Annotated in this window: 19 protein-coding genes; 8 read left to right on the forward strand and 11 right to left on the reverse strand. The window is 68.1% G+C overall.

Translation table 11 applies throughout. From position 1 onward, the window contains the following. Positions 1-53 precede the first annotated feature (53 nt). The 4 genes from AC54T2_RS13615 to AC54T2_RS13630 are packed head-to-tail and all read right to left on the reverse strand — an operon-like array spanning position 54 to position 6518. Positions 54-269, reverse strand: coding sequence for a helix-turn-helix domain-containing protein (locus AC54T2_RS13615; RefSeq protein ID WP_496666436.1), 216 nt, complete (start codon positions 267-269; stop codon positions 54-56). After that, positions 266-3376, reverse strand: a complete 3111-nt coding sequence (locus AC54T2_RS13620; protein ID WP_496666437.1) for a type I restriction endonuclease subunit R — start codon at positions 3374-3376, stop codon at positions 266-268. Before AC54T2_RS13620 ends, AC54T2_RS13615 begins: the two co-directional genes overlap by 4 nt. Further along, positions 3373-4545, reverse strand: a complete 1173-nt coding sequence (locus tag AC54T2_RS13625; RefSeq protein ID WP_496666438.1) for a restriction endonuclease subunit S — start codon at positions 4543-4545, stop codon at positions 3373-3375. The genes AC54T2_RS13620 and AC54T2_RS13625 overlap by 4 nt, the downstream gene beginning before the upstream one ends. A 23-nt stretch (positions 4546-4568) precedes the next feature. After that, positions 4569-6518, reverse strand: a complete 1950-nt coding sequence (locus AC54T2_RS13630; RefSeq protein WP_496666439.1) for a type I restriction-modification system subunit M — start codon at positions 6516-6518, stop codon at positions 4569-4571. A gap of 615 nt (positions 6519-7133) precedes the next feature. Here AC54T2_RS13630 and AC54T2_RS13635 point away from each other — a divergent pair. Beyond that, positions 7134-7292 carry a hypothetical protein gene (locus AC54T2_RS13635; protein WP_496666440.1) on the forward strand — a complete coding sequence of 53 codons (159 nt, stop codon included), beginning with the start codon at positions 7134-7136 and terminating at the stop codon, positions 7290-7292. A gap of 4 nt (positions 7293-7296) precedes the next feature. Here the strand turns inward: AC54T2_RS13635 and AC54T2_RS13640 are convergent, their stop codons facing one another. Continuing rightward, the gene (locus AC54T2_RS13640; protein WP_496666441.1) at positions 7297-9015 is read right to left on the reverse strand and encodes a recombinase family protein; all 1719 of its coding nucleotides are present in this window, start codon (positions 9013-9015) and stop codon (positions 7297-7299) included. Between the two features lie 2 nt (positions 9016-9017). After that, positions 9018-9554 carry a hypothetical protein gene (locus tag AC54T2_RS13645; protein ID WP_496666442.1) on the reverse strand — a complete coding sequence of 179 codons (537 nt, stop codon included), beginning with the start codon at positions 9552-9554 and terminating at the stop codon, positions 9018-9020. 181 nt (positions 9555-9735) lie between these two features. Between AC54T2_RS13645 and AC54T2_RS13650 the strand changes: the two genes are divergently transcribed. From AC54T2_RS13650 to AC54T2_RS13660, 3 genes are read left to right on the forward strand one after another with little or no spacing between them, the layout of a single operon-like run. Beyond that, positions 9736-11046: a flavin-containing monooxygenase gene (locus AC54T2_RS13650; RefSeq protein ID WP_496666443.1), complete on the forward strand. Its 1311-nt coding sequence runs from the start codon at positions 9736-9738 to the stop codon at positions 11044-11046. Then, entirely contained in the window at positions 11043-11987 is a 945-nt protein-coding gene (locus tag AC54T2_RS13655; RefSeq protein ID WP_186340638.1) for a bile acid:sodium symporter family protein, read from the forward strand. The genes AC54T2_RS13650 and AC54T2_RS13655 overlap by 4 nt, the downstream gene beginning before the upstream one ends. After that, positions 11984-12889: an NAD-dependent epimerase/dehydratase family protein gene (locus AC54T2_RS13660; RefSeq protein ID WP_186340637.1), complete on the forward strand. Its 906-nt coding sequence runs from the start codon at positions 11984-11986 to the stop codon at positions 12887-12889. The genes AC54T2_RS13655 and AC54T2_RS13660 overlap by 4 nt, the downstream gene beginning before the upstream one ends. 53 nt (positions 12890-12942) lie before the next feature. Here the strand turns inward: AC54T2_RS13660 and AC54T2_RS13665 are convergent, their stop codons facing one another. From AC54T2_RS13665 to AC54T2_RS13675, 3 genes are all read right to left on the reverse strand, one after another. Beyond that, complete coding sequence (locus tag AC54T2_RS13665; RefSeq protein ID WP_496666444.1) at positions 12943-13092, reverse strand: hypothetical protein; 150 nt, start codon at positions 13090-13092, stop codon at positions 12943-12945. A 219-nt stretch (positions 13093-13311) separates the two neighbouring features. Next, on the reverse strand, positions 13312-14565 hold the full coding sequence (locus AC54T2_RS13670) for an RNA polymerase sigma factor (protein WP_496666445.1): 1254 nt from the start codon (positions 14563-14565) through the stop codon (positions 13312-13314). Beyond that, on the reverse strand, positions 14562-14918 hold the full coding sequence (locus AC54T2_RS13675; protein WP_496666446.1) for a YciI family protein: 357 nt from the start codon (positions 14916-14918) through the stop codon (positions 14562-14564). Before AC54T2_RS13675 ends, AC54T2_RS13670 begins: the two co-directional genes overlap by 4 nt. Before the next feature lie 194 nt (positions 14919-15112). On the opposite strand from AC54T2_RS13675, the gene AC54T2_RS13680 reads away from it, so the two are divergent. The 4 genes from AC54T2_RS13680 to AC54T2_RS13695 all read left to right on the forward strand — a co-directional run bounded on the left by AC54T2_RS13680 (position 15113) and on the right by AC54T2_RS13695 (position 17003). After that, positions 15113-15256, forward strand: a complete 144-nt coding sequence (locus AC54T2_RS13680) for a hypothetical protein (protein WP_496666447.1) — start codon at positions 15113-15115, stop codon at positions 15254-15256. A gap of 63 nt (positions 15257-15319) precedes the next feature. Then, positions 15320-15727: a DUF3224 domain-containing protein gene (locus AC54T2_RS13685; protein WP_186340633.1), complete on the forward strand. Its 408-nt coding sequence runs from the start codon at positions 15320-15322 to the stop codon at positions 15725-15727. Positions 15728-15797: 70 nt separating this feature from the next. Beyond that, positions 15798-16322 (forward strand): DUF3995 domain-containing protein, encoded by a 525-nt coding sequence (locus AC54T2_RS13690; protein ID WP_496666448.1) that lies wholly within the window; start codon positions 15798-15800, stop codon positions 16320-16322. A 174-nt stretch (positions 16323-16496) separates the two neighbouring features. Beyond that, positions 16497-17003 carry a DUF1269 domain-containing protein gene (locus AC54T2_RS13695; protein WP_186340631.1) on the forward strand — a complete coding sequence of 169 codons (507 nt, stop codon included), beginning with the start codon at positions 16497-16499 and terminating at the stop codon, positions 17001-17003. A gap of 27 nt (positions 17004-17030) precedes the next feature. Here the strand turns inward: AC54T2_RS13695 and AC54T2_RS13700 are convergent, their stop codons facing one another. Both AC54T2_RS13700 and AC54T2_RS13705 read right to left on the reverse strand, forming a co-directional pair. Then, the gene (locus tag AC54T2_RS13700; RefSeq protein WP_496666449.1) at positions 17031-18221 is read right to left on the reverse strand and encodes an NAD(P)/FAD-dependent oxidoreductase; all 1191 of its coding nucleotides are present in this window, start codon (positions 18219-18221) and stop codon (positions 17031-17033) included. Positions 18222-18243: 22 nt separating this feature from the next. After that, positions 18244-18936 carry a response regulator transcription factor gene (locus AC54T2_RS13705; protein ID WP_186340629.1) on the reverse strand — a complete coding sequence of 231 codons (693 nt, stop codon included), beginning with the start codon at positions 18934-18936 and terminating at the stop codon, positions 18244-18246. Positions 18937-18982 lie beyond the last annotated feature (46 nt).

Below are 18982 nucleotides of genomic sequence, written 5' to 3' on the forward strand. Positions count from 1 at the left end.
CCGAACCAGACGACCACGGCGGTGATGCGAAGGCTGAGGTGACGAGCAGGTGCCTAACCGGGCTCGGTAAGTTTGAGTGTAAGGCCCAGTGCTCGGGCCACCTTACCGATAGTCGCGGTCGTGACGTCGCTGTCCGCTTCGACCCGCGCGATCGTCGGGCGAGACAATCCCGACTTCTGACCGAGCTCCTCCTGCGACCACCCCCGCTTCTTGCGGGCTTCGCGGATGATCTCGCCGAATAACGGACGCCCAGGATCCTCCGCGCTCATGAGCCCGACGCCTCCGTTGAGGCCCCGCTGTGCCGGGAATGCAACGCGTCCGCAGCGATGTTCGAGATCTCGGCGATGAAGGCAGGGTCGGTCATGTATGACTGGATCTCCTGCGACTCCTGACAGGTCTTCAGGACAGCCAGTCCCACCGCGCTACTGAATCCCTCGGACGCCTTGAGTTGGGCGACGGTGTTGTTCTTCGCCATGGCCACGGCTTCGTCGTTCGCGTCGAGGAAGCCCCAGAAGGTCGTGATGAAGCCGGACACACTGCCAGGGTTCACGTCGATGCCCTTGGCCTTGAACATCTCGTTGACGCGGTCGATGGCCTCGTCCAGCGGGCCGCGCGCGGGAGTGGCCCCCGAACGGCGTTCACCCTCGAACTCAGGGAGGTCGATCCCGGCGCTGCTCCCTTCGCTGAGCGAGTGGTCCTCGTTGATGGCCGACGGCACCAGTTTCACGCCCGAGAGTTGGACCCCCTCAAGGTAGCTGTCGTCGTAGTCGTTGCCGTCGACGCGAAGGTTGCGAGCAAGCAGCGTCGTGAGGATCGCGCGGCGATGCAGTTCGGCGTCCTGGTAGTCGACGATCTGGCTCAGGAACTGCCAGGCGTTTCGGTAGCCCAGCACGTCGGCACGGAACTGCCTCAGAGCTTCACGCTGGGCCTTGTCCTTCGACAGCCTCGCCTGCCTCCACTGGCCGGTCCAGCTGTTCTTGATGGGGGCGAGGGCCTTGGCGATCGCCTCTCCCCCGGCATCGGCTAGGAAGGCGTCAGCCACCGCGTCCATCTGGTCCTGCGTGTAGAGCCCTGCCGTGTCCAACCGCTCGCCCAGGGTGTACAACGCGTTCGGGTCAACGTCTCCGTCCACGTGCGCGTCCGAGTAGTAGAGCTTGAAGTCCTTCTGTACGCCCGCCGGCGTGTTGCGGAAGTCGACGACCATCGGCGCAGTCTTGCCCGGATAGATCCGATTCAGCCTTGAAAGGGTCTGGACGGTGGCAACGCCAGTGAGCTTCTTGTCGACGTACATCGCCACAAGGCGCGGTTCATCGAATCCAGTCTGGAACTTGTTGGCGACGATGAGGACCTTGTAAACGCCCTCTTCGCGGAACGCCGTGGCGACGTCACTGCGACCGTTGTGTGAGACCTCGGTGACGCTGTCACCGGTCTCGTCGGTAAGGGAGCCGGAGAACGCGACGAGCGTGCTCATGTCGTCGTAGCCCTGCGAAGCGATGTAATCGTCCATCTTCTTCGACCAGTTGAGCGCCTCCATACGGGAGCTGGTGACGACCATCGCCTTCGCCTCACCGCCAAGCGTGTGCATAACATTCCGGCGGAAGTGTTCGACGACAACCCGGACTTTCTGCGCGATCGCCGTTGGGTGCAGGCGCGCATACCGGACGATTTTGGAGACGGCTTCACCGGTGTTGACCTGAATCTCGGTACCGTCGTCGTCGGCCTCGATCGCGTTCTTCACGCGCAGGAACATGTCGTAGGTCGAATAGTTGGTGAGCACGTCGAGGATGAAGCCCTCCTCGATCGCCTGGGCCATCGTGTAGGTGTCGAAGGCCTCCCAACGGCCGTCATTCTCGGTGCCGAACAGCCGGATCGTCTTCCCCTTCGGGGTCGCCGTCAACGCCACGAACGTGATGTTGCTGGACGCCGCGATGGCAGAGTCCTTCGCCTGGAGCAGATCATCGGCGCTGACGTCGTCCTCGTCCTCATCGAACTCGACGTCCGCCAGTAGCTCCTTGAGCTGCCGCGCGGCGGATCCGGACTGCGACGAGTGCGCCTCGTCAGCAACCACGGCCCAGGACCGCCCGCGCAACTCCTGGGTGTCCTCGATCAACTTCATCACCTCAGGGAAGGTCTGAAGGGTGCAGGTGATGATGTGGTCGCCCTCGATCAGCGCCTTCTTCAGCTGTGGCGACTTCGCCCCGGATTTCTCGCCGACGGTGAAGACCAGCCCCTTGCTGGACTGAACGAGGTTCATGTCGTCGCGGATGTTCTCGTCAAGGACCGTGCGGTCAGTGACGACGATGACGGAGTCGAACGTTGATTTCGAGTCGGCGCTCATGTGGCGAATCAGCCGGTGGCTGAGCCAGGCGATTGTCTTGGTTTTGCCCGAGCCGGCTGAGTGCCAGATCAGATAGCGCTCGCCCGTGCCATTGGCCTCAATATCCGCCACGACGCGCTCGACGGCCCGCAGCTGGTGGAAGCGGGGAAAAACCAGCCGGCCTTCGTCCTTCCTACCGGACTTGCTTGGCTCGAACAGCGCGAAATCCTTAAGGATGCGCATGAACATGGGGCGAGCGAGGATCTCCCGCCACAGATAGTCAGTTGACGATCCTGTTGCCGACGGCGGGTTGCCCTCGTGGCCGTCGTTGCCCTGGTTGAAGGGCAGGAACACGGAGTCCCCGCCCTCGAGCTTCGTCGTCATGTAGACCAGGTCGTTCGAGACCGCAAAGTGGACCAGTGCACGGCCCGGTGCGAGCAGCGGGCGGTTCTTCCCGGGCTTCCGATCTTCCTTGTACTGGCGGATTGCGTGATTCACCGTCTGGGTGTTGTCGGTCTTCAACTCCATTGTCACCACGGGGATGCCGTTGGCGGTCAGCACGACGTCGAGGGTCTCGCCGCTCGTGGAGTCAAATCGCACTTGGCGCATGATGCGCAGCCGCACGGATTCGGCTGCTTCTAGCACCTCAGTGAGGTTGGGGTTCGCAGGCGGGAACTCCATCATCGGGCCGAACCTCGCTGCGGGGCGGCCCACCTGGGCGTAGTTGAATCCCTTCCGCAGCACGCCAAGCAGCCCGCCGACGGGATGCCCTGTGGTGGCGTCCATCTTGGTGGCCTTGGCGAGCTCCTTGGTCACGTGCATGAGCAACTTCTTCTCGGCGTCGGTCCTCTGGCCGTTGATCAGGTCCGCCGGCACCGCCTTCTCGTACTCGTCGGGGTACTGGGTACTCAGCCAGTGAAGGACGTCAGCCGGGACCAGAGCCAGGTTTACGTCCCAGCCGATCGGCCTGCCGTCGCCTTCGTACAGCCAGCCGCGCCCAGACAGCTCTTCGCAAAGATTCGTTTCGAACTCGAGTTCCAGCAACTGCGCGTGGCTCATGCGGCTATCCCTTGGTCAGTCAGAATGTTTGTAATCAGCGCTCCTCGCCGTTCGATCAGCAGCCTGCGAAGCGTCAACAACTTCTCCTGCATGCGATTGACTTTGGCTGACACCCCGTCGAGGTGATCTCCGATCCGCCTTTGCTCCTCCATCGGCGGCATGGGCACTGGCGTCATGTCGAGCGCTGTCTTCGTGACCCGCTGCGCGTTCGGCCGGACGCCGGTGCCGATCGTCTCGAAGTAGTCGACGTAGCGTGGGCTGCGCAACAGGTGATGGACGTAGCGGGGATAGAACCGCGGGGAAATCCGGAAAGCCTTGTAGTCCGGGCTGATGTAGCCGGTCAGGGACGACACCCCAAGCCCACCGTGGTTGAGCCACATCATGTTGGCGGCCAGCTGGCTCGGTCGAACCACCCGGTAATGCGCGACGTCCGACGAAGCCTGCTGTCCGTCGGTGCGGGTGTTCAGCTCGACGCCTCGGTACTCCGAGATCGAGAGCAGTGGACCGGGCGGGTCGTCACCGTTCCGCTCCGTGCTCTCGAAAAAGTCGTAACCGAACTTGGTGCGCCCCCAGTGCTCCGGGATCCCATTCAGCGGCGAGCGCGCGTCCTCGAGGTGGCTGGAGTGCTCGGCGGTCAGCCCGAAGACTGCCGCGGTGTCCGTGGTCCGCTGCCGAAGAACGTCAGCCAGCTCATCGAGGCTCGCGATCATGCTGTCGACCTTCTCCAGGCTGTTCGCGATCTCGCGCTGGGTGTCGACGTCGGGCAGGAAGACGCGCATGGAGTCGAGCATCTCGGGCTGCAGATCCCACTGATTCGGCCGAATGCCCTTCGAGATGCTGGCGTAAAAGCCGACGTGGTGCATCGACCGCAACGTGTAGTGCAGGAAGCGCGGATCGTCGTCGGTTCGCGGCTTGTAGACGAAGTACGCCGGAGAGACGATCCCCCGGAGGGAGGAGACGCCCAGCGATCCCTGCCACGTCTTCATTTTGTTCAGAACCAGATCCCCAGGTTCGACGAGCTGATAGGCAGACATGTCCTCGCCCGCGCGGTTCCAGTTGTCACTCCGGTCCGATTTTCTGATGACGCCGTAATCGCGGTACACCGACAAGAGCTCCTCGGCTGGGAAGCCCGTCTTCTTGTCGCGCCGATAGAGGGACCAGAAGGGCACCGATCTCCAACCCGCTACCGAGCTCACGACTCGTGTACCTCCGCAAACATGGCAGCGAGCTCGCCCATGATCCGCGAAACGTCTGCGTCGATCTCGGTAAGTGCGCGTGGCTCCTTGGCCGTGTAAAAGAACCGCTTGAACGGGATCTCGTTGCCTTGCTTGGCCTTGGTCGCGTCCCAGCGGACGTCCGGAGCGAACGGCAGCACCTCGCGCTCCATGTGCTCTGCAACGTCCTCGGTCATCGGGACCCGTTCGGTTAGCTTCCAACCATCGGCGACGACCGGCCTTCCACGGCGATCGACCGCCGGAGGCGCTGATTCATCGGGTGCAGCCATCGCAGCCATGACGGCGTCGATCAGGCCCATCGGGGCCTTTAGGCCCGCCGCCTTGGCTGCTGCGGGGAGGGTCTTCGGCAGGTCGTTCCACGGGGTGCCATCGAGCGACTTCAGCACTGCCACGTGACCCTCGACGAAGTCCTTGCGGCTCAGAAGAATGTCGACGGCCTCTTCGCTGAAGCTAGTTGCGAGTCGCGCCTGCTTGAAGACTGGCACATCGCGGAACATGAAGTCCTCAGGGGTCAGGACCCGTGAGATCGCAGGGTCAGCGTGCTCGAAGGCCTCGTACGCCTTAACCAAGGTCTCGCGGTGCTGCTGATGCATTTCCCGACGCTTTTCACCCATGGGCCTGCGAAGCAGCGCCCACTGGCCAGAGCCGTCGATGAGCTGAATCTTGCCCTTGCGCTCACGGTCCTTGTTCGTGTCTAGGAACCAGACGTACGTCGCGATGCCGGTGCCATAAAACATGTCAGCAGGCAAGGCGACGATCGCGTCGATGACATCCTCTTCGAGCAACCATTGGCGGATCGAGCTGGGACCCTTGTCAGCAGCGAAGAGCGGCGAGGCGTTGGAGACAACCGCCGCGCGGCCGCCCTGGCCGTTCCTGGATGCGGGGGTGAGCTTCGAGGCGCAGTGCGCCAGAAAGAGCATCTGACCGTCAGCGGTGCTCGGGAGTCCGTGACTGAAGCGCGAATCCGGCGCTTTGGCCTGTTCACGCACTGACTTCTCGTCTGCCGACCAGTCGGTGCCAAACGGCGGATTGGACAGGACGTAGTCGAACGTCTGGCCCTCGTAGAGGTCCTCGTCAAGGGTGTTGCCTTGCTTGATGGCGTCCGGCCGTCCGCCCTGGATAAGCAAGTCCGCCTTCCCGAGGCCGAACGCCGAGGGCATGAGCTCCTGGCCGTAGAGCGTGACATCGATCTTCTCGTTCGTCCGCCGCAGGGCTTCTTGTGCGACGAGCAGCATGCCACCGGATCCCGCCGTGGGGTCGTAGATCGAACGCAGCGCACTGTCTCCCGCGAGGGTCTCGTCATCGTTGGTGATCAGGATGTCGACCATCAGCTTGATCGCGTCGCGTGGAGTGTAGAAGTTGCCGGCCGCCTTGCCCTTCTTGTTGAAGGCGCGGTACATGACGTCCTCGAAGACGTCGCCCATGGCGGTGTTGGCGAGGCTGCCGGGCGACAGGTCCAGCACCGAGAAGTGTTTGACCACGGCATGCAGGCGGTTGGTGTCGGCGAGGATCTTCGCGCGCCGGGTGAAGTCGAACGCGATCCAAATGTCCGCGATGTTGTTCGAGAACCCGTCAATGTAAGCCTTCAGGGACTTCTCGACGTTGTCGTCGACCGAGGCGATGGTCTTGAGGTCGAGCGACGAGACGTTGTAAAAGCTGAGCTTGAACTTGTCCTTGACCGCAATGTCGATCAGGTGCGGAGGCAGGTCACCCAGCGAGGCGACGAACTTGGTGACCTCGTCCTTGGTGCCGGCGAGCATGCACTCCAGGCGACGAAGGACCGTGAACGGAAGGATGAAGTCGCCGTAGTCTTCCTCGTCCACCACATTGCGCAGGAACTTGTCTGCCGTGTCCCAGACGATGCGTGCCGTCGTGGCGGTCGTGGTCCCTGCCGTCGGTTCTGCCATGCCCGCCCATTCCTCGATCCAGCTGTACGTGTATCAGGAACTTTACACAGGCGACGTATCAGGAAAGTGACATTCCGAGATGTCGAGCGCGCTGCTGACTCGCGGCAGACGCCGCCGCCGTGAGGCTGACCGGCGCGCGCTCCCACAGCGCGAGACTGGCGCCGCATCTCGGGCGCTGCGCCTCGTGGCCAATGGATGTCGCCCCGCCGTCATCGACGCCGCAAGCGCTCGCCAAGGAGACTTCTCGACCAGGGCGACGCCGCCAACGACCCACCAGCGGGTTGGTCGACACTCCGCCACCGCCACACGCACTAGTGCCCCAGTTCGTACCCAACGCCACTCCCCAGCGAAAGAAGAAGCCCCTCCAGCCTGTTCTGCAGGCCAGAGGGGGTTTCGTTGGCTCCTCCGGTTGGACTCGAGCCAACAACCGTCTGGACTGCCGGATGCTTTGGCAGTTGCGGAATGTCCCGTCGTAGCGTTCTCGGCCTTCAAGAACCGGTCCCGAGCGAGCTGACGGGGCAGAGGCTGCCGCTGCCTATAAAGCCCCTGGCACAGGGACGGACCATGACCAGGAACCCCTCCCCTCTGTCGGTCCCCAAACGCACACTGGACGACATGAAGAACGACTTCTCCGTGCGCGCACGCAAGGCCCGCGTCAAGCAGGGCCTCCCCGAGGTCATCTCCGACCCGGCGTCTCGTAACCTGCTCGCCGCCCTGATGGCATCCGCCACTGAACGATCTCAGGCCCACCGCAACGCGAACACCGCGGCCTGAGCCGTCACAATTTCCAGACTGGTTCACCCAAGCGCGATTCGTCGAACCTTCCGCCGCGCCCGCTCGTCGACGGCGACACGGTGATGCTTTCGATCAGGGCTTGAACGGTTCTGCGACGCTCAGCCAGGCCGACCTCGCCCCACCATGCTTCGAGCTCTGATCTTCGAGTCGGCACATTGCGAAGCACGAGCGAGGCAGACGGTGACCATGCGCCGAGGATCTTCTCGGCGGCCCGCTGCCGTTCCAGTAGGCGCTTGCTGATGGACCGAAGTTGCTCACGTGTGATGGCTCCGTCGCCCGCCTCCTCGGCGTACTCGTCCCGCAACCTCCTCACCTTGCCAAGTTCTTCCTCGGCCCAAGCGATATCTCCGGTCGCCTGCGTCTTGCGCTTCACGCCCGCGCGAATGTCCGCGTCGGCGAGCGTGTCCACGACCAGCTGCGTCACCACCACGTCCACGGGGTGTCCCGCAACTGTCAGGCCGCCGCACCGTCCTCGCAGGCCCGGCTGCTTTGAGCACTGATACCGCCACGCACCGCGGCCATCCGGGCTCCCGCCCATCGGGGACTCACATTTCCCACAGAGCAGGACCCCGGTCAGCAGGTACTTCGGTTCCGGCCCCCGCACCCCCGGTCGGTTCATGATGCTCCGGATCGTCTCGATCGTTTCTTTGGGCAGGATCGGCGACCAGTCACCCTCGGCGACCAACTCTCCGCCCCCGCCACGGCCACCAGGCGAGAACTCGCGCCAACCGCACAGGCTGCCGCGCTGGATCATCTGGCCGAGGTTCGCTGCTCGCCACAACGTGTCGTCAGCCGGAACGCCGGCTTCACGCAGCAGTACGGCAATCATCGCGTCGTCCAGACCGTGATCTTCGGCTTCCAGATGTTCGGACCACCCATGACCCCGCACGCGTGTGGCGGTCCATTTTGTAGGAGCACCTGCCCGATTGATGGCGCGCGCGACGTCGGCGGGTGACATGGCCTCCGACGAGCGGGCAGCTTCGACGAGGTCAATGAGGTCTCGGCGCTCACCTCGCTCGACGACTTTCCGAACTCGCCGTGCGTCCCAACGACCGGCACCGGGTGTAGGCACGCGACGAGCGTTCAGGTCGATCGCAATGGATCGAAGCGACTGTCCGTCGATGATGCGCCGCGCGACTTCCTGGACGATCTCCGCTTCCCTGGTCACGATGAACTGATCGGCGTCGTAGCCATACCCGAGATGGCCATGCGCTTTGCCTGCGTGCGCCTCGCGCCAGCGTGCCGCGACCACACGCTCGCTCTTGATCTCCGACTCATTTGCAGCCACAGAAGCAAGGATTCGAGCGAGTAGACGTCCGGAGGCGGACGATAGGTCGATCTCGGAACTCTCGACGAGCAGAACGGGGATGGGCCTGTGCTGCGACTCGATCACGTCGAGTACACGCTCCAAGTCCGTGACCCGACGCAAGAGTCGATCGAGGTGGCGCGCAGCCAACCCATCCACGGCGCCCGACTCGATGTCGGCGAGCATCCGCTCGAATCCGGGCCGCGTCTTCCCTGACCTTGCCGAGATGTCGTTATCCTCGTAGATCACCGGCTCACCCCAGCCGGCTTCAGTCAGGCGCTCCTTGCCTTGCGCGATTTGATCGTTCACTCCGGCGGACAGACCGGTGCGATCCTGGGAGATCCGAGCGTAAAAGGCAGGGCGCTCTGGAACGGCGCGGATGCGGGTGCGGGCCACCGTCAAACAGTAGTGGGTATTTCATTGGCCGTCTTGACCGAGGTGAACCCGCGCGCGATGCCCTCCAGCACGACGTGGAGGCGGTGGCCCTCGGGCAGCATCGCGTCGACGAAGGGGGTGGAGATGTCCAGGCGGCGCCCGCTCGACTTCAGCATCCGCTCGACGAGCTCGTCGACCTGCGCGGCGTCGAGGCGCAGGTTGGTGAGCTCGTGGCGGCCGCGGCGGGCGATGAAGACCCGGCTGGGGTCGTTGATCCACACCTCCTCCACCTCGGGGTCGTCGAGATAGGGCTGGAGCGGGCCGAAGCCGGAGAGCCGGGCGACCAGCTCGCCGACCACCGCACCGTCGTCGGCGATCGGGGCCACCGCTCCGGTGAGGCTGAGCTCGTCGTGGGCGCGCACCACGTCCTCGGCGATGCGGCGCACGACGGCCGGCTCGCGCTGCGGGTCGACACCCTCGCGCCGCACCTGCTCGCGCACGCGGGCGTCGAGGGCCTCGACCATGCTGTTGTCTGCGGTGTCTGGACGCGCCAGCGTCATGGTGGTGCCCCCATCCCGAGAAGGTTGCCGGCACTCGAAAACTACCCGCACCGAGCGGGCGCAAAACAGAGGTCTGGACCAATCTGTGGAGAGCAGCCCCTCACGCGGGCTGTCGGCGTGGAGGGTGCGCGTGTCGCCCCGGAGTGGCGAGCACGGGGCGCATGCCGACATCATGCCCGGCGTGACCCACGACACCCGCGACACCTACGCCGTGATCGGGGCCGGCCCCTCGGGCCTGGCCGCCGCCCGTAACCTCCAGAAGGCCGGCATCCCCTGGTCGGGCTACGAGCTGGCGTCCGGCGTCGGCGGACTCTGGGACATCGGCGGGCCGCGGAGCACCGTCTACGAGTCCGCGCACCTGATCTCGTCGAAGACCACCACGCAGTTCGCCGAGCACCCGATGCGCGCCGACGTCGCCGACTACCCCTCGCACCGCGAGCTGCTCGGCTACTTCCGCGACTTCGCCGAGACCTACTCGCTGACCGACGGCTTCGCGTTCGGCACCGAGGTCGTCTCCGCGCGGCCGACCGGCGACGGCTCCTGGACGGTGGTCTCCACGGGTCCGGCGGGGACCGTCGAACGCCGCCACGCCGGCGTGATCGCCGCCAACGGGACGCTCAGCGAGCCGTCGGTGCCGGCGTTCGCGGGATCCTTCGACGGCGAGATGTTCCACACCAGCGCCTACAAGTCGCCTACGGTGCTCGCGGGCAAGCGGGTGCTGATCATCGGCGCCGGCAACTCCGGGTGCGACATCGCCGTCGACGCGGTCCACCACGCGGCCTCGGTGGACATGTCGGTGCGGCGCGGCTACTACTTCGTCCCGAAGTACCTGTTCGGCAAGCCCGCGGACACCCTCAACCAGGGCAGGCCGCTGCCGCCGCGGATCAAGCAGGCGATCGACTCCCGCGTGCTCAAGCTGTTCACCGGTGACCCGGTGAAGTTCGGCTTCCCCAGGCCCGACTACAAGATCTACGAGTCGCACCCGATCGTGAACTCGCTGGTGCTGCACCACCTCGGCCACGGCGACCTGGCCGTCCGGCCGGACGTCCGCCGGTTCGCCGGAGGGGAGGTCGAGTTCGTCGACGGCAGCACGAGCGCGTACGACGTGATCGTGCTGGCCACCGGCTACCACCTGCACTACCCGTTCCTGGACCCCGCGCTGCTGCGCTGGAAGGGCCGAGGGAGCGCGCCGGACCTCTACCTCAACATCTTCACGCAGGAGGACCCCGACCTCTTCGTGCTCGGCATGATCGAGGCCTCCGGCATCGGCTGGCAGGGACGCTACGAGCAGGCCGAGCTCGTGGCGGCGTACCTGCGCGCGCGCAGCGACAACCCGGCCGCCGCACGCGACTTCGAGGCCCGCGTCGGCGGGCCCCGGCCGGACCTCTCGGGCGGATACCGCTACCTCGGACTGGAGCGGATGTCCTACTACGTCAACAAGGACGCCTACCGCTCCGCGGTGCGCGCCGAGATCGAGAGGCTCCAGGCATGACCCCCATGGCCACCGACGTCGACACCATCAGGATCGTCTTCGAGGAGGGCTCGCTGACGACGTTGAAGATCGTCATCGGCGCGATCCTCTTCGGTATCGCGCTGGACACGAGGCTCGAGGACTTCGCGGTCGCGCTCAGGCGCCCGTTCGCTATCACCGTCGGCGTGCTCGTCCAGTTCCTCGCCCTGCCGGCGATCACCTTCCTGCTCACGCTGGTGCTCGACCTGCGCGCCTCGCTCGCACTCGGGCTGATCCTCGTGGCCTGCTGCCCGCCGGGGAACGTCTCGAACATCCTCACCCACCGCTCCGGCGGCGACGTCGCGCTGTCGGTGTCGATGACCGCGGTCGGCAACGTGCTCGCGATCTTCCTGATGCCGCTCAACGTCGCGTTCTGGGGCGGCCTGCACCCCACGGGCAAGGCGATCCTCGAGGACATCTCGCTCTCGGCGAGCGACATGCTCGTCGAGGTGGGGCTGGTCATCGGGGTCCCCTTCGCCCTCGGCATCACCATCGCCCGGCTGTGGCCCCGGATCGCGGCGGTCGGGCACCGCATCGTCGGGCCGCTGTCCTACGTCGCGCTGGCCGGGATCATCGTCATCGGCGTCGCCAACAACTGGGACGTCTTCGTCGACTACATCGGGGTCGTGCTGATCGCGGTGTTCCTGCACGACGCGCTCGCCCTGGCGCTCGGGTACGCCGTCGGCAAGGGCGCCCGCCTGCCCGACGGCAGCGTCCGGGCGATGACCTTCGAGGTCGGCATCCGCAACGCCGGGCTCGGTCTGCTGCTGGTGTTCACCTACTTCGACGGCCTCGGGGGCATGGCGCTGGTCGCGGCCTGGTGGGGCATCTGGGACATCATCGCCGGGCTCACCGTCGCCGTCGCCTGGCGGCGGGTCCGCGGCACGGCACCCGCCACGACCTCGGCGGAGGTGACCGCATGAAGGTCCTGGTCACCGGAGGCGGCGGGTTCCTCGGCTCGTCGGTCGTGCGCGGGCTGGCCGCGGCCGGACACGAGGTGGTGAGCACCGACCTGCGGCCACCGAGCGTGGTCATGGACGTGACCTCGGCGGAGCAGGTCTCGCAGGTCATCTCGGCCGAGCGGCCGGAGGTGGTCGTCCACCTCGCGTCGATCGTCACCCCCGGCCCGGGCTCCACCCGCGAGCTCGAGCACGCCGTCGACGTCACCGGGACGCGCCACGTCCTCGACGCCTGTGTCGCCGCCGGGGTGCGGCGCGTGGTCGTCTCCTCCAGCGGGGCCGCGTACGGCTACCACGCGGACAACCCGGCCTGGATCACCGAGGACCAGCCCGTCCGCGGCAACGAGGAGTTCGCCTACAGCCACCACAAGCGGCTGGTCGAGGAGATGCTCGCGTCCTACCCCTCCCTGGAGCAGGTCGTGCTGCGCATCGGCACCATCCTCGGGCGGTCGGTCGACAACCAGATCACCGCGCTGTTCGAGCGCAGGCGGCTGCTGCGGATCCGCGGGTCGGAGTCGCCGTTCGTGTTCATCTGGGACGAGGACGTCGTCGCGATCATCCAGCGGGCCGTGACCGGGTCGGTCACCGGCGTCTTCAACGTCGCGGGCGACGGCGCGCTGACGATCACCGAGATCGCCGGACTGCTCGGCAAGCCGGTGCTGACCGTCCCCGAGCCGGTCCTGCGGGGCGCGCTCGCCGTGGCGTCGCGAGTCGGCCTCTCCCCGTACGGACCGGAGCAGACGCGGTTCCTGCAGTATCGCCCGGTGCTCGACAACACGCGCCTGAAGGCGGTGTTCGGGTACACCCCGACCAGGACGTCGCGCGAGGCGTTCGACGAATGGAGGGCCGCTCGGCGGTCATCCTGACCACCCGGTCCGCACAGCGTCCCTGGCTGCGTACGGGCAGAGGGCCGTGCCAGTCAGGTGCGACGGTCGCATCGCACCCGGCGCTCGGCGTCGCAGGTGTCGCGCCCGCCGCGGCCGTCGGTGGCGTCGCGGCCGCGGTCGCCGTCCAGGTGGTCGTCCCCCGGGGTGCCCTTGATCGTGTCGTCGCCCCGGCCGCCGTTCACGACCGCGCGGTACGTGCCGCACTCCGGGGGTGCCCATCTCAGCGCCGTCGCGGTCGCCGGACTCGGCCTCGGCGATGACGAGGTCGTTGCCCGGTCCGGCGTTCACCCACGCCTTGCACGCCACGACCAGGATCGGCTCGCCGCTGTGGAACTCATCGGCGTCTGCTGACGAACCCTAGGACTTGACCGCGGCCCGAAAGGTCGTCGCGGACCGGGTCGTCACCGGTCCTGCGCGGTCGTGGGGCCGTGCCGCGCCTCCTCGAGCCGCCCGGCGAGGAATCGACGCTCCGCCTCGTTGTCGGTGAGCGCCAACGCCTCCTCGTACGCCTCGAGCGCCTTCCGGTGGCTGCCGAGGCGCAGGAGGAAGTGGGCCCGCGCGGCGCTGAGGTATCCGCCGTACGTCGCCAGTGCCGGCTCGTCCATCAGCGGCCGGAGCGCCTCGAGCCCGGCTCGCGGGCCGTCCCGGAGGCCGACGGCCACGGCACGGTTCAGCGCGACGACGGCGGAGGGGAAGCGGCGGAGCATGACGTCGTAGAGGTCGACGATCTCCCCCCAGTCCGTCGCCTCCCACGTCGGCGCCTCGGCGTGGACCGCCGCCACGGCTGCCTCCAGGGCGTAGCGGGACGGGGGGCCGCTCCGGAGCGCCGCGCTCAGCAGGCGCGTGCCCTCCGCGATCGCGGCCCGGTCCCACTGCGACCGATCCTGCTCGGACAGGACGCGGAGCCGGCCCTCGGGTCCCACCCGTGTCGCACGCCGCGCGTCGTTGATGAGGAAGAGGGCGAGCAGGGCGGCGGCGTCCGGGTCGTTCGGCATGAGCGTGCGCAGCAACCTGGCGAGACCGATGGCGTTGTCGACCAGGTCGTGACGCACGAGCTGGGTCCCGACGGGTGCTGTGTGCCCGGTGGTGAAGATCAGGTGCACCACCTCGAGGACGGCTCCGACGCGTTCGGGCAGGTGGTCGGGGGTCGGCACCCGGTAGGGGATCGCGGCCACCGCGATCTTCTTCTTCGCCCGGGTGATCCGCGCGGCCATCGTCGACTCCTGCACGAGGAAGGCCCGGGCCACCTCGACGGTGGACATCCCGCAGACCAGCCGCAGCGTCAGCGCGACCTGCGCCTCCCGAGCGAGCGCAGGGTGGCAGCAGGTGAAGATGAGCCGCAGCCGGTCGTCGTCGAGACCGTCCTCCGGGCCCGGCACCGACGCGCTCTGCACCAGCTGCGGCAGCGAACGCCGCCACACGGAGTCGCGCCGCACGATGTCGAGCGCCCGGTTGCGGGCGACCTGCGTCAGCCAGGCGGCCGGCCGCGACGGAACGCCCGACTGCGACCACGTCTCCAGCGCGCGGGCGTAGGCGTCCTGCGTGCACTCCTCCGCGAGGCCGAGGTCCCCCGTCACCCGGGCCGTGGTCGCGAGGATCCGGGCCCAGTCGGTGCGGTGCGCGTCAGCGAGCGCAGCGAGGACCTCACCGCTCATCCGTGGTCCACCAGCGGGCGGATCTCGACGCCGCTGTGGTGGGCATGCACCTCGTGCAGCCCGGGGACCAGCGCGAGCACCTCGTCGAGGTCGGCGGCCTCGAGGACGTAGTAGCCGCCGAGGACCTCCTTGGTCTCGAGGAAGGGCCCGTCCGTCGTGACGATCCGACCGCCGGCATCTGAGCGCACCGTCGTCGACATGGGTGGGGGCTGGAGCTCGGCGCTGTCGAGGATCCGGGGCCCCGCTGACGCCGCGAAGGCCGCGTGCGCCGCGTAGAGAGCCTCTTGCTCCTCGGGCGTCATCTCGTCCCACTGCTGCTGGTCGCCGTAGATCAGGATCATGTACTTCGCCATCGCGCGCGTCCTCTCGTGCTCTCTCCGGGGTCTGTCTACTCCTACGACGAACCGCCGGCGCCACGATCGACAGGACCCGGGTGGGATCGGCAGGTCGTCGACCAGTCTGTCGATGGTGGCGCCTCGGTCCTCGTCGGACGAGTAGACCCGGTTCCGGCGACAGCGGATCCGGACGACCCGAAGGAGTACCCCTGATGCCGCCGTTCCGAGATGCCTATCCCGAGATGTTCCTCGCCATCGCGCAGGACCACATCCGCGCAGCCGAGCACGCCGAACGAACGAGGCTCGCCCGTCGCCGGTGGTGGCGTGTCGTCCTGCGGGGCGCCGCATCGCGGTGACCCGTCGCACCAGCCCCCGGAAAGCAGGTGCGTGCCCGGCAGCCACGGCACTAGTCTCGCGCGATGCGTGCCGAAGCGACCTTCACTGTGGCGGAGTTCCAGCCCGCCTCGATCAGTCCGGAGCCGGCGATCACCGCGCGGCTGCCCATCGGTGTGGCGGTGATGCTGAAGGAGTTCGCCGGTGAGCTCTCCGGCCGCTCCGCCACCGTCTTCACCTCGGTGTTCGACGACACGACCGGTGTCGGCACCTACGTCGCGGTCGAGGCGTTCGAGGGATCGCTGGGCGAGCGGAGCGGGGCCTTCAACTTCGTCCACTCCGCCAGCACCTCCGGCACCGACCGCACCGCCGAGCACCTCGCCATCGTGCCGTCCAGCGGCTCGGGCGAACTCAGCGCGATCTCGGGGACCGGCGGGATCACCGTGGACGACACCGGGGTGCACCGCATCTGGCTGTCCTACGATCTGGGCTAGCGACGCCGCCCCCGACCCCGCGGCTGCAATATCGATGGTCTGCGAGCACCCCCGTCGCGATCATGGTCGAGTGACGAGGAAGCCCATCGCGACACCGGCCGGGTCCGGCGCCGCCCCGCAGCCGGTCGACGAGCGGGCCGCCCGCACGGCCCACGGCGCGCTGGCGCTGTGGGCGCTGCTGTTCGCCGCGCCGCACCTCTACTGGGCGTTCGGGGGCCGTGGCGGTCTCGGCGCCGAGAGCGGGGCCGCCGACGCCGCGCTCGGAACGACCTGGTTCTCCGCCTACAACTGGGGCGTCACCGTCGCCTCGGTGCTCGGCGCCCTCCTGTGCGGCTGGCTCGCGCTGCGACCTCGTACGCACGTCCCCGGCTGGCGCCGCGTCCTGCAGGTCACGGCCGTCCTGCTGCTCGTCCGAGGCGCGATCGGGCTGCTGTCCCTGCTCCTGCTGGTGCCCGACGGGCCCATGCCGCCCTACCTCCTGGTCGCCGTCGAGCCGTGGTTCGTCATCGGCGGCCTGCTGTGCGCGCACGCCGCTCGCACCGCCGGCCCGGCCCGTGCCGGACGCCGGCCGCGCCCGGCCACCGACACCGGCTGACACCGGCCCGACCAGCCCCCGGGACGCGTACGCCACCCGACCGGCACCGCCTCCGCACGAGCGCGCGGGGACCCGTGTCGTTGGCCCCTGTTCCCCCCCGTCGGCCGCACATAGCGTCGGGATCGCGACCACGACCCGTGGCCGACTCACTGGACCGAACTCGGAGGAGCAGACATGGCCACCTTGACCGTGTGGAAGTTCGACACCCCGGAAGGCGCCGAGCAGGCGGAGAAGGCGTTGTTCAAGCTCCAACGCCAGGAGCTCATCACGGTGCTCGACGCCGCCACCGTGTCGTGGCCCGAGGGGAAGAAGCGCCCCCGCACGCGCCAGGCCAACGACCTGTGGGGCCCGGGACTGTTGGGCGGGATGTTCTGGGGCCTGCTCTTCGGGATCATCTTCTTCATCCCGCTGATCGGCCTCGCCGTCGGCGCCGCCACCGGCGCCCTCATCGGCGCCCTGACCGACATCGGCATCGACGACAAGTTCATCAAGGACGTCCGCTCCAAGGTCACGCCGGGCACCTCGGCGCTCTTCGTGCTCAGCTCGGACGCCGTGATCGACCGCGTCCACAGCTCCCTGCGCGAGGAGGGCATCCGCGGCGAGCTGATCGAGACCAACCTGTCCGCCGAGGAGGAGGCCAAGCTCCGCGCGGCGGTCGAGGACGACCACCAGGACGCCTGAGCGACCCGGGCACGCGGCCGCGTCGCCTCAGACGCGGCCGCGCAGGATGCGGCGCCAGTAGACCTGCGGAAGGGCGTACCGGTCCACCCACCAGGTCACCGCCCGCGGCACGGTGAGGTCGGGGAACGGCACGCTCGGCCGCGGTCGGCCGTCGCGGTCCACCTCGACGAGCATGAGCCGGCGCCGCGCGGTCGTGATCGGCATGACGGTGTAGCCGTCGTAGTGCGCCATCGGCCCCCCGGTGCGGGCGGCGAGGAGGTTGGGCGCCAGCACGGCGACCTGCTTGCGCAGGGCTCCCCCCGAGGGCCGGGTGCGCAGGTCGGCGACGTCGCCGAGCGACCACACGTCGGGGAAGCGGCGGTGCCGCATCGTCAGCGGGTCGACGTCGACCAGGCCCGCGAGGTGGCCCCCGGCGAGGCCGGAGTCGGCCACCCAGCCGGGCGCCCGGTAGTGCGGCACGACGTGCGCGAACGCGACGTCGTCGAGCCGGTCGGGCCCGGTCGGCGTGACCAGCGTGACCCGGCCGTCGTGGAGCCCGGTGACCAGCGACTCGCGGTGGACCGTGACGCCGTACGACGCCAGCGCCGCCTCGAGGCTGGCGTCCGGCCCGTCGAGGCCCAGCGGCGTGCGGCCGGGGAGCACCAGGTGGACGTCGACGTCGTGCAGCACGCCGGCACGGCGCCAGTGGTCGCAGGCCATGAAGAGCGGCTTGAGCGCGGTCGCGCCACACGGCGCCGGCTCGGGCGGGACCGTGAACACGACGCGCCCCGACCGCACCCCGCGCAGCGCCGGCCAGACCCCCGCGGCGGTGTCGTCGTCGAACGTCGAGGCCGCCCACCCGCTGGCGTACGCCTCGCGCAGGCCCGGGGTCGCGTCCCAGTCCTCGTCGAGACCGGGGCACACCACCAGCGTCGTGCCGGTGAGGCGGCGACCCGAGCGGGTCTCCACCGACGGCCCGGACGGGTCGACCGCGACGACCTCGTCGCGCAGCGCCGTGCAACCCTCGGGCACGACCCGATCCGCCGGGCGGGAGAGCGACGCCATGGTCGCCTCGCCACCGCCGACGTAGTTGAGGAGCGGGCGGTAGCGGTGCACCGGGCGGGACTCGACCACGGCGACGTCGGGGGCCCCGTCACGCAGCAGGCGGGCGGCGAGCGAGATGCCGGCGTTGCCGCCGCCGACGATCAGGACGTCGTGGTGCTGGGGGGTGTCGGGCACCCTGCCACGCTAGCCCGGGGTGTCAGGTGCCGGTCTCGAGGCGGAAGCCGACCCCGCGGATCGCGACGACCTTCTCGCCGGCCGCGGCGGCCTCCAGCTTGCTGCGCAGGCGCCCGATCGTGACGTCGAGGGTCTTGGTCGAGCCGTACCAGTTCTGGTCCCACACCTCGGTCATCAGCGTCTCCCGCGACACGACCTTGTCGTGGTGGGTGGCGAGGACGGCGAGGACGTCGAACTCCTTGGCGGTCAGCGCGATCTCGCGCTCGCCCAAGTGCACGCGGCGCGAGCCCGCGTCGATGCGCAGGCCCGAGGACGTGGTGACGGTCGTGGCGTCGTGCGCCGGCGCGCCGCCGCTGCGGCGCAGCAGGGCCCGCACCCGCGCGAGGAGCTCGGCGAGGCCGAACGGCTTGGCGAGGTAGTCGTCGGCACCGACGTCGAGCCCGACGACGCGGTCGAGCTCGCCGGCGCGGGCGGTCACCATGATGATGCCGCCGAGGTAGCCGCCCGAGCGCATCTGGCGGCATACGTCGATGCCGTCCATGTCGGGCAGGCCCAGGTCGAGGATCACGAGCGCCGGCCCCGCGCCCACCGCGAACGACACGGCCTCGGAGCCCACGGACACCCGGTTGACCTCGTAGCCCTCACGCTCGAGCGTGCGCATGAGGGGGACGGCGATGTCTTCCTCGTCCTCCACCACCAACACGTCGTGAGCCATGGCGAGAGCATAGAGGCGCTTCCAGCAAACGGTGGGGCGAATCGGA

This window comes from Nocardioides sp. Z35_8 (genome assembly GCF_059621125.1).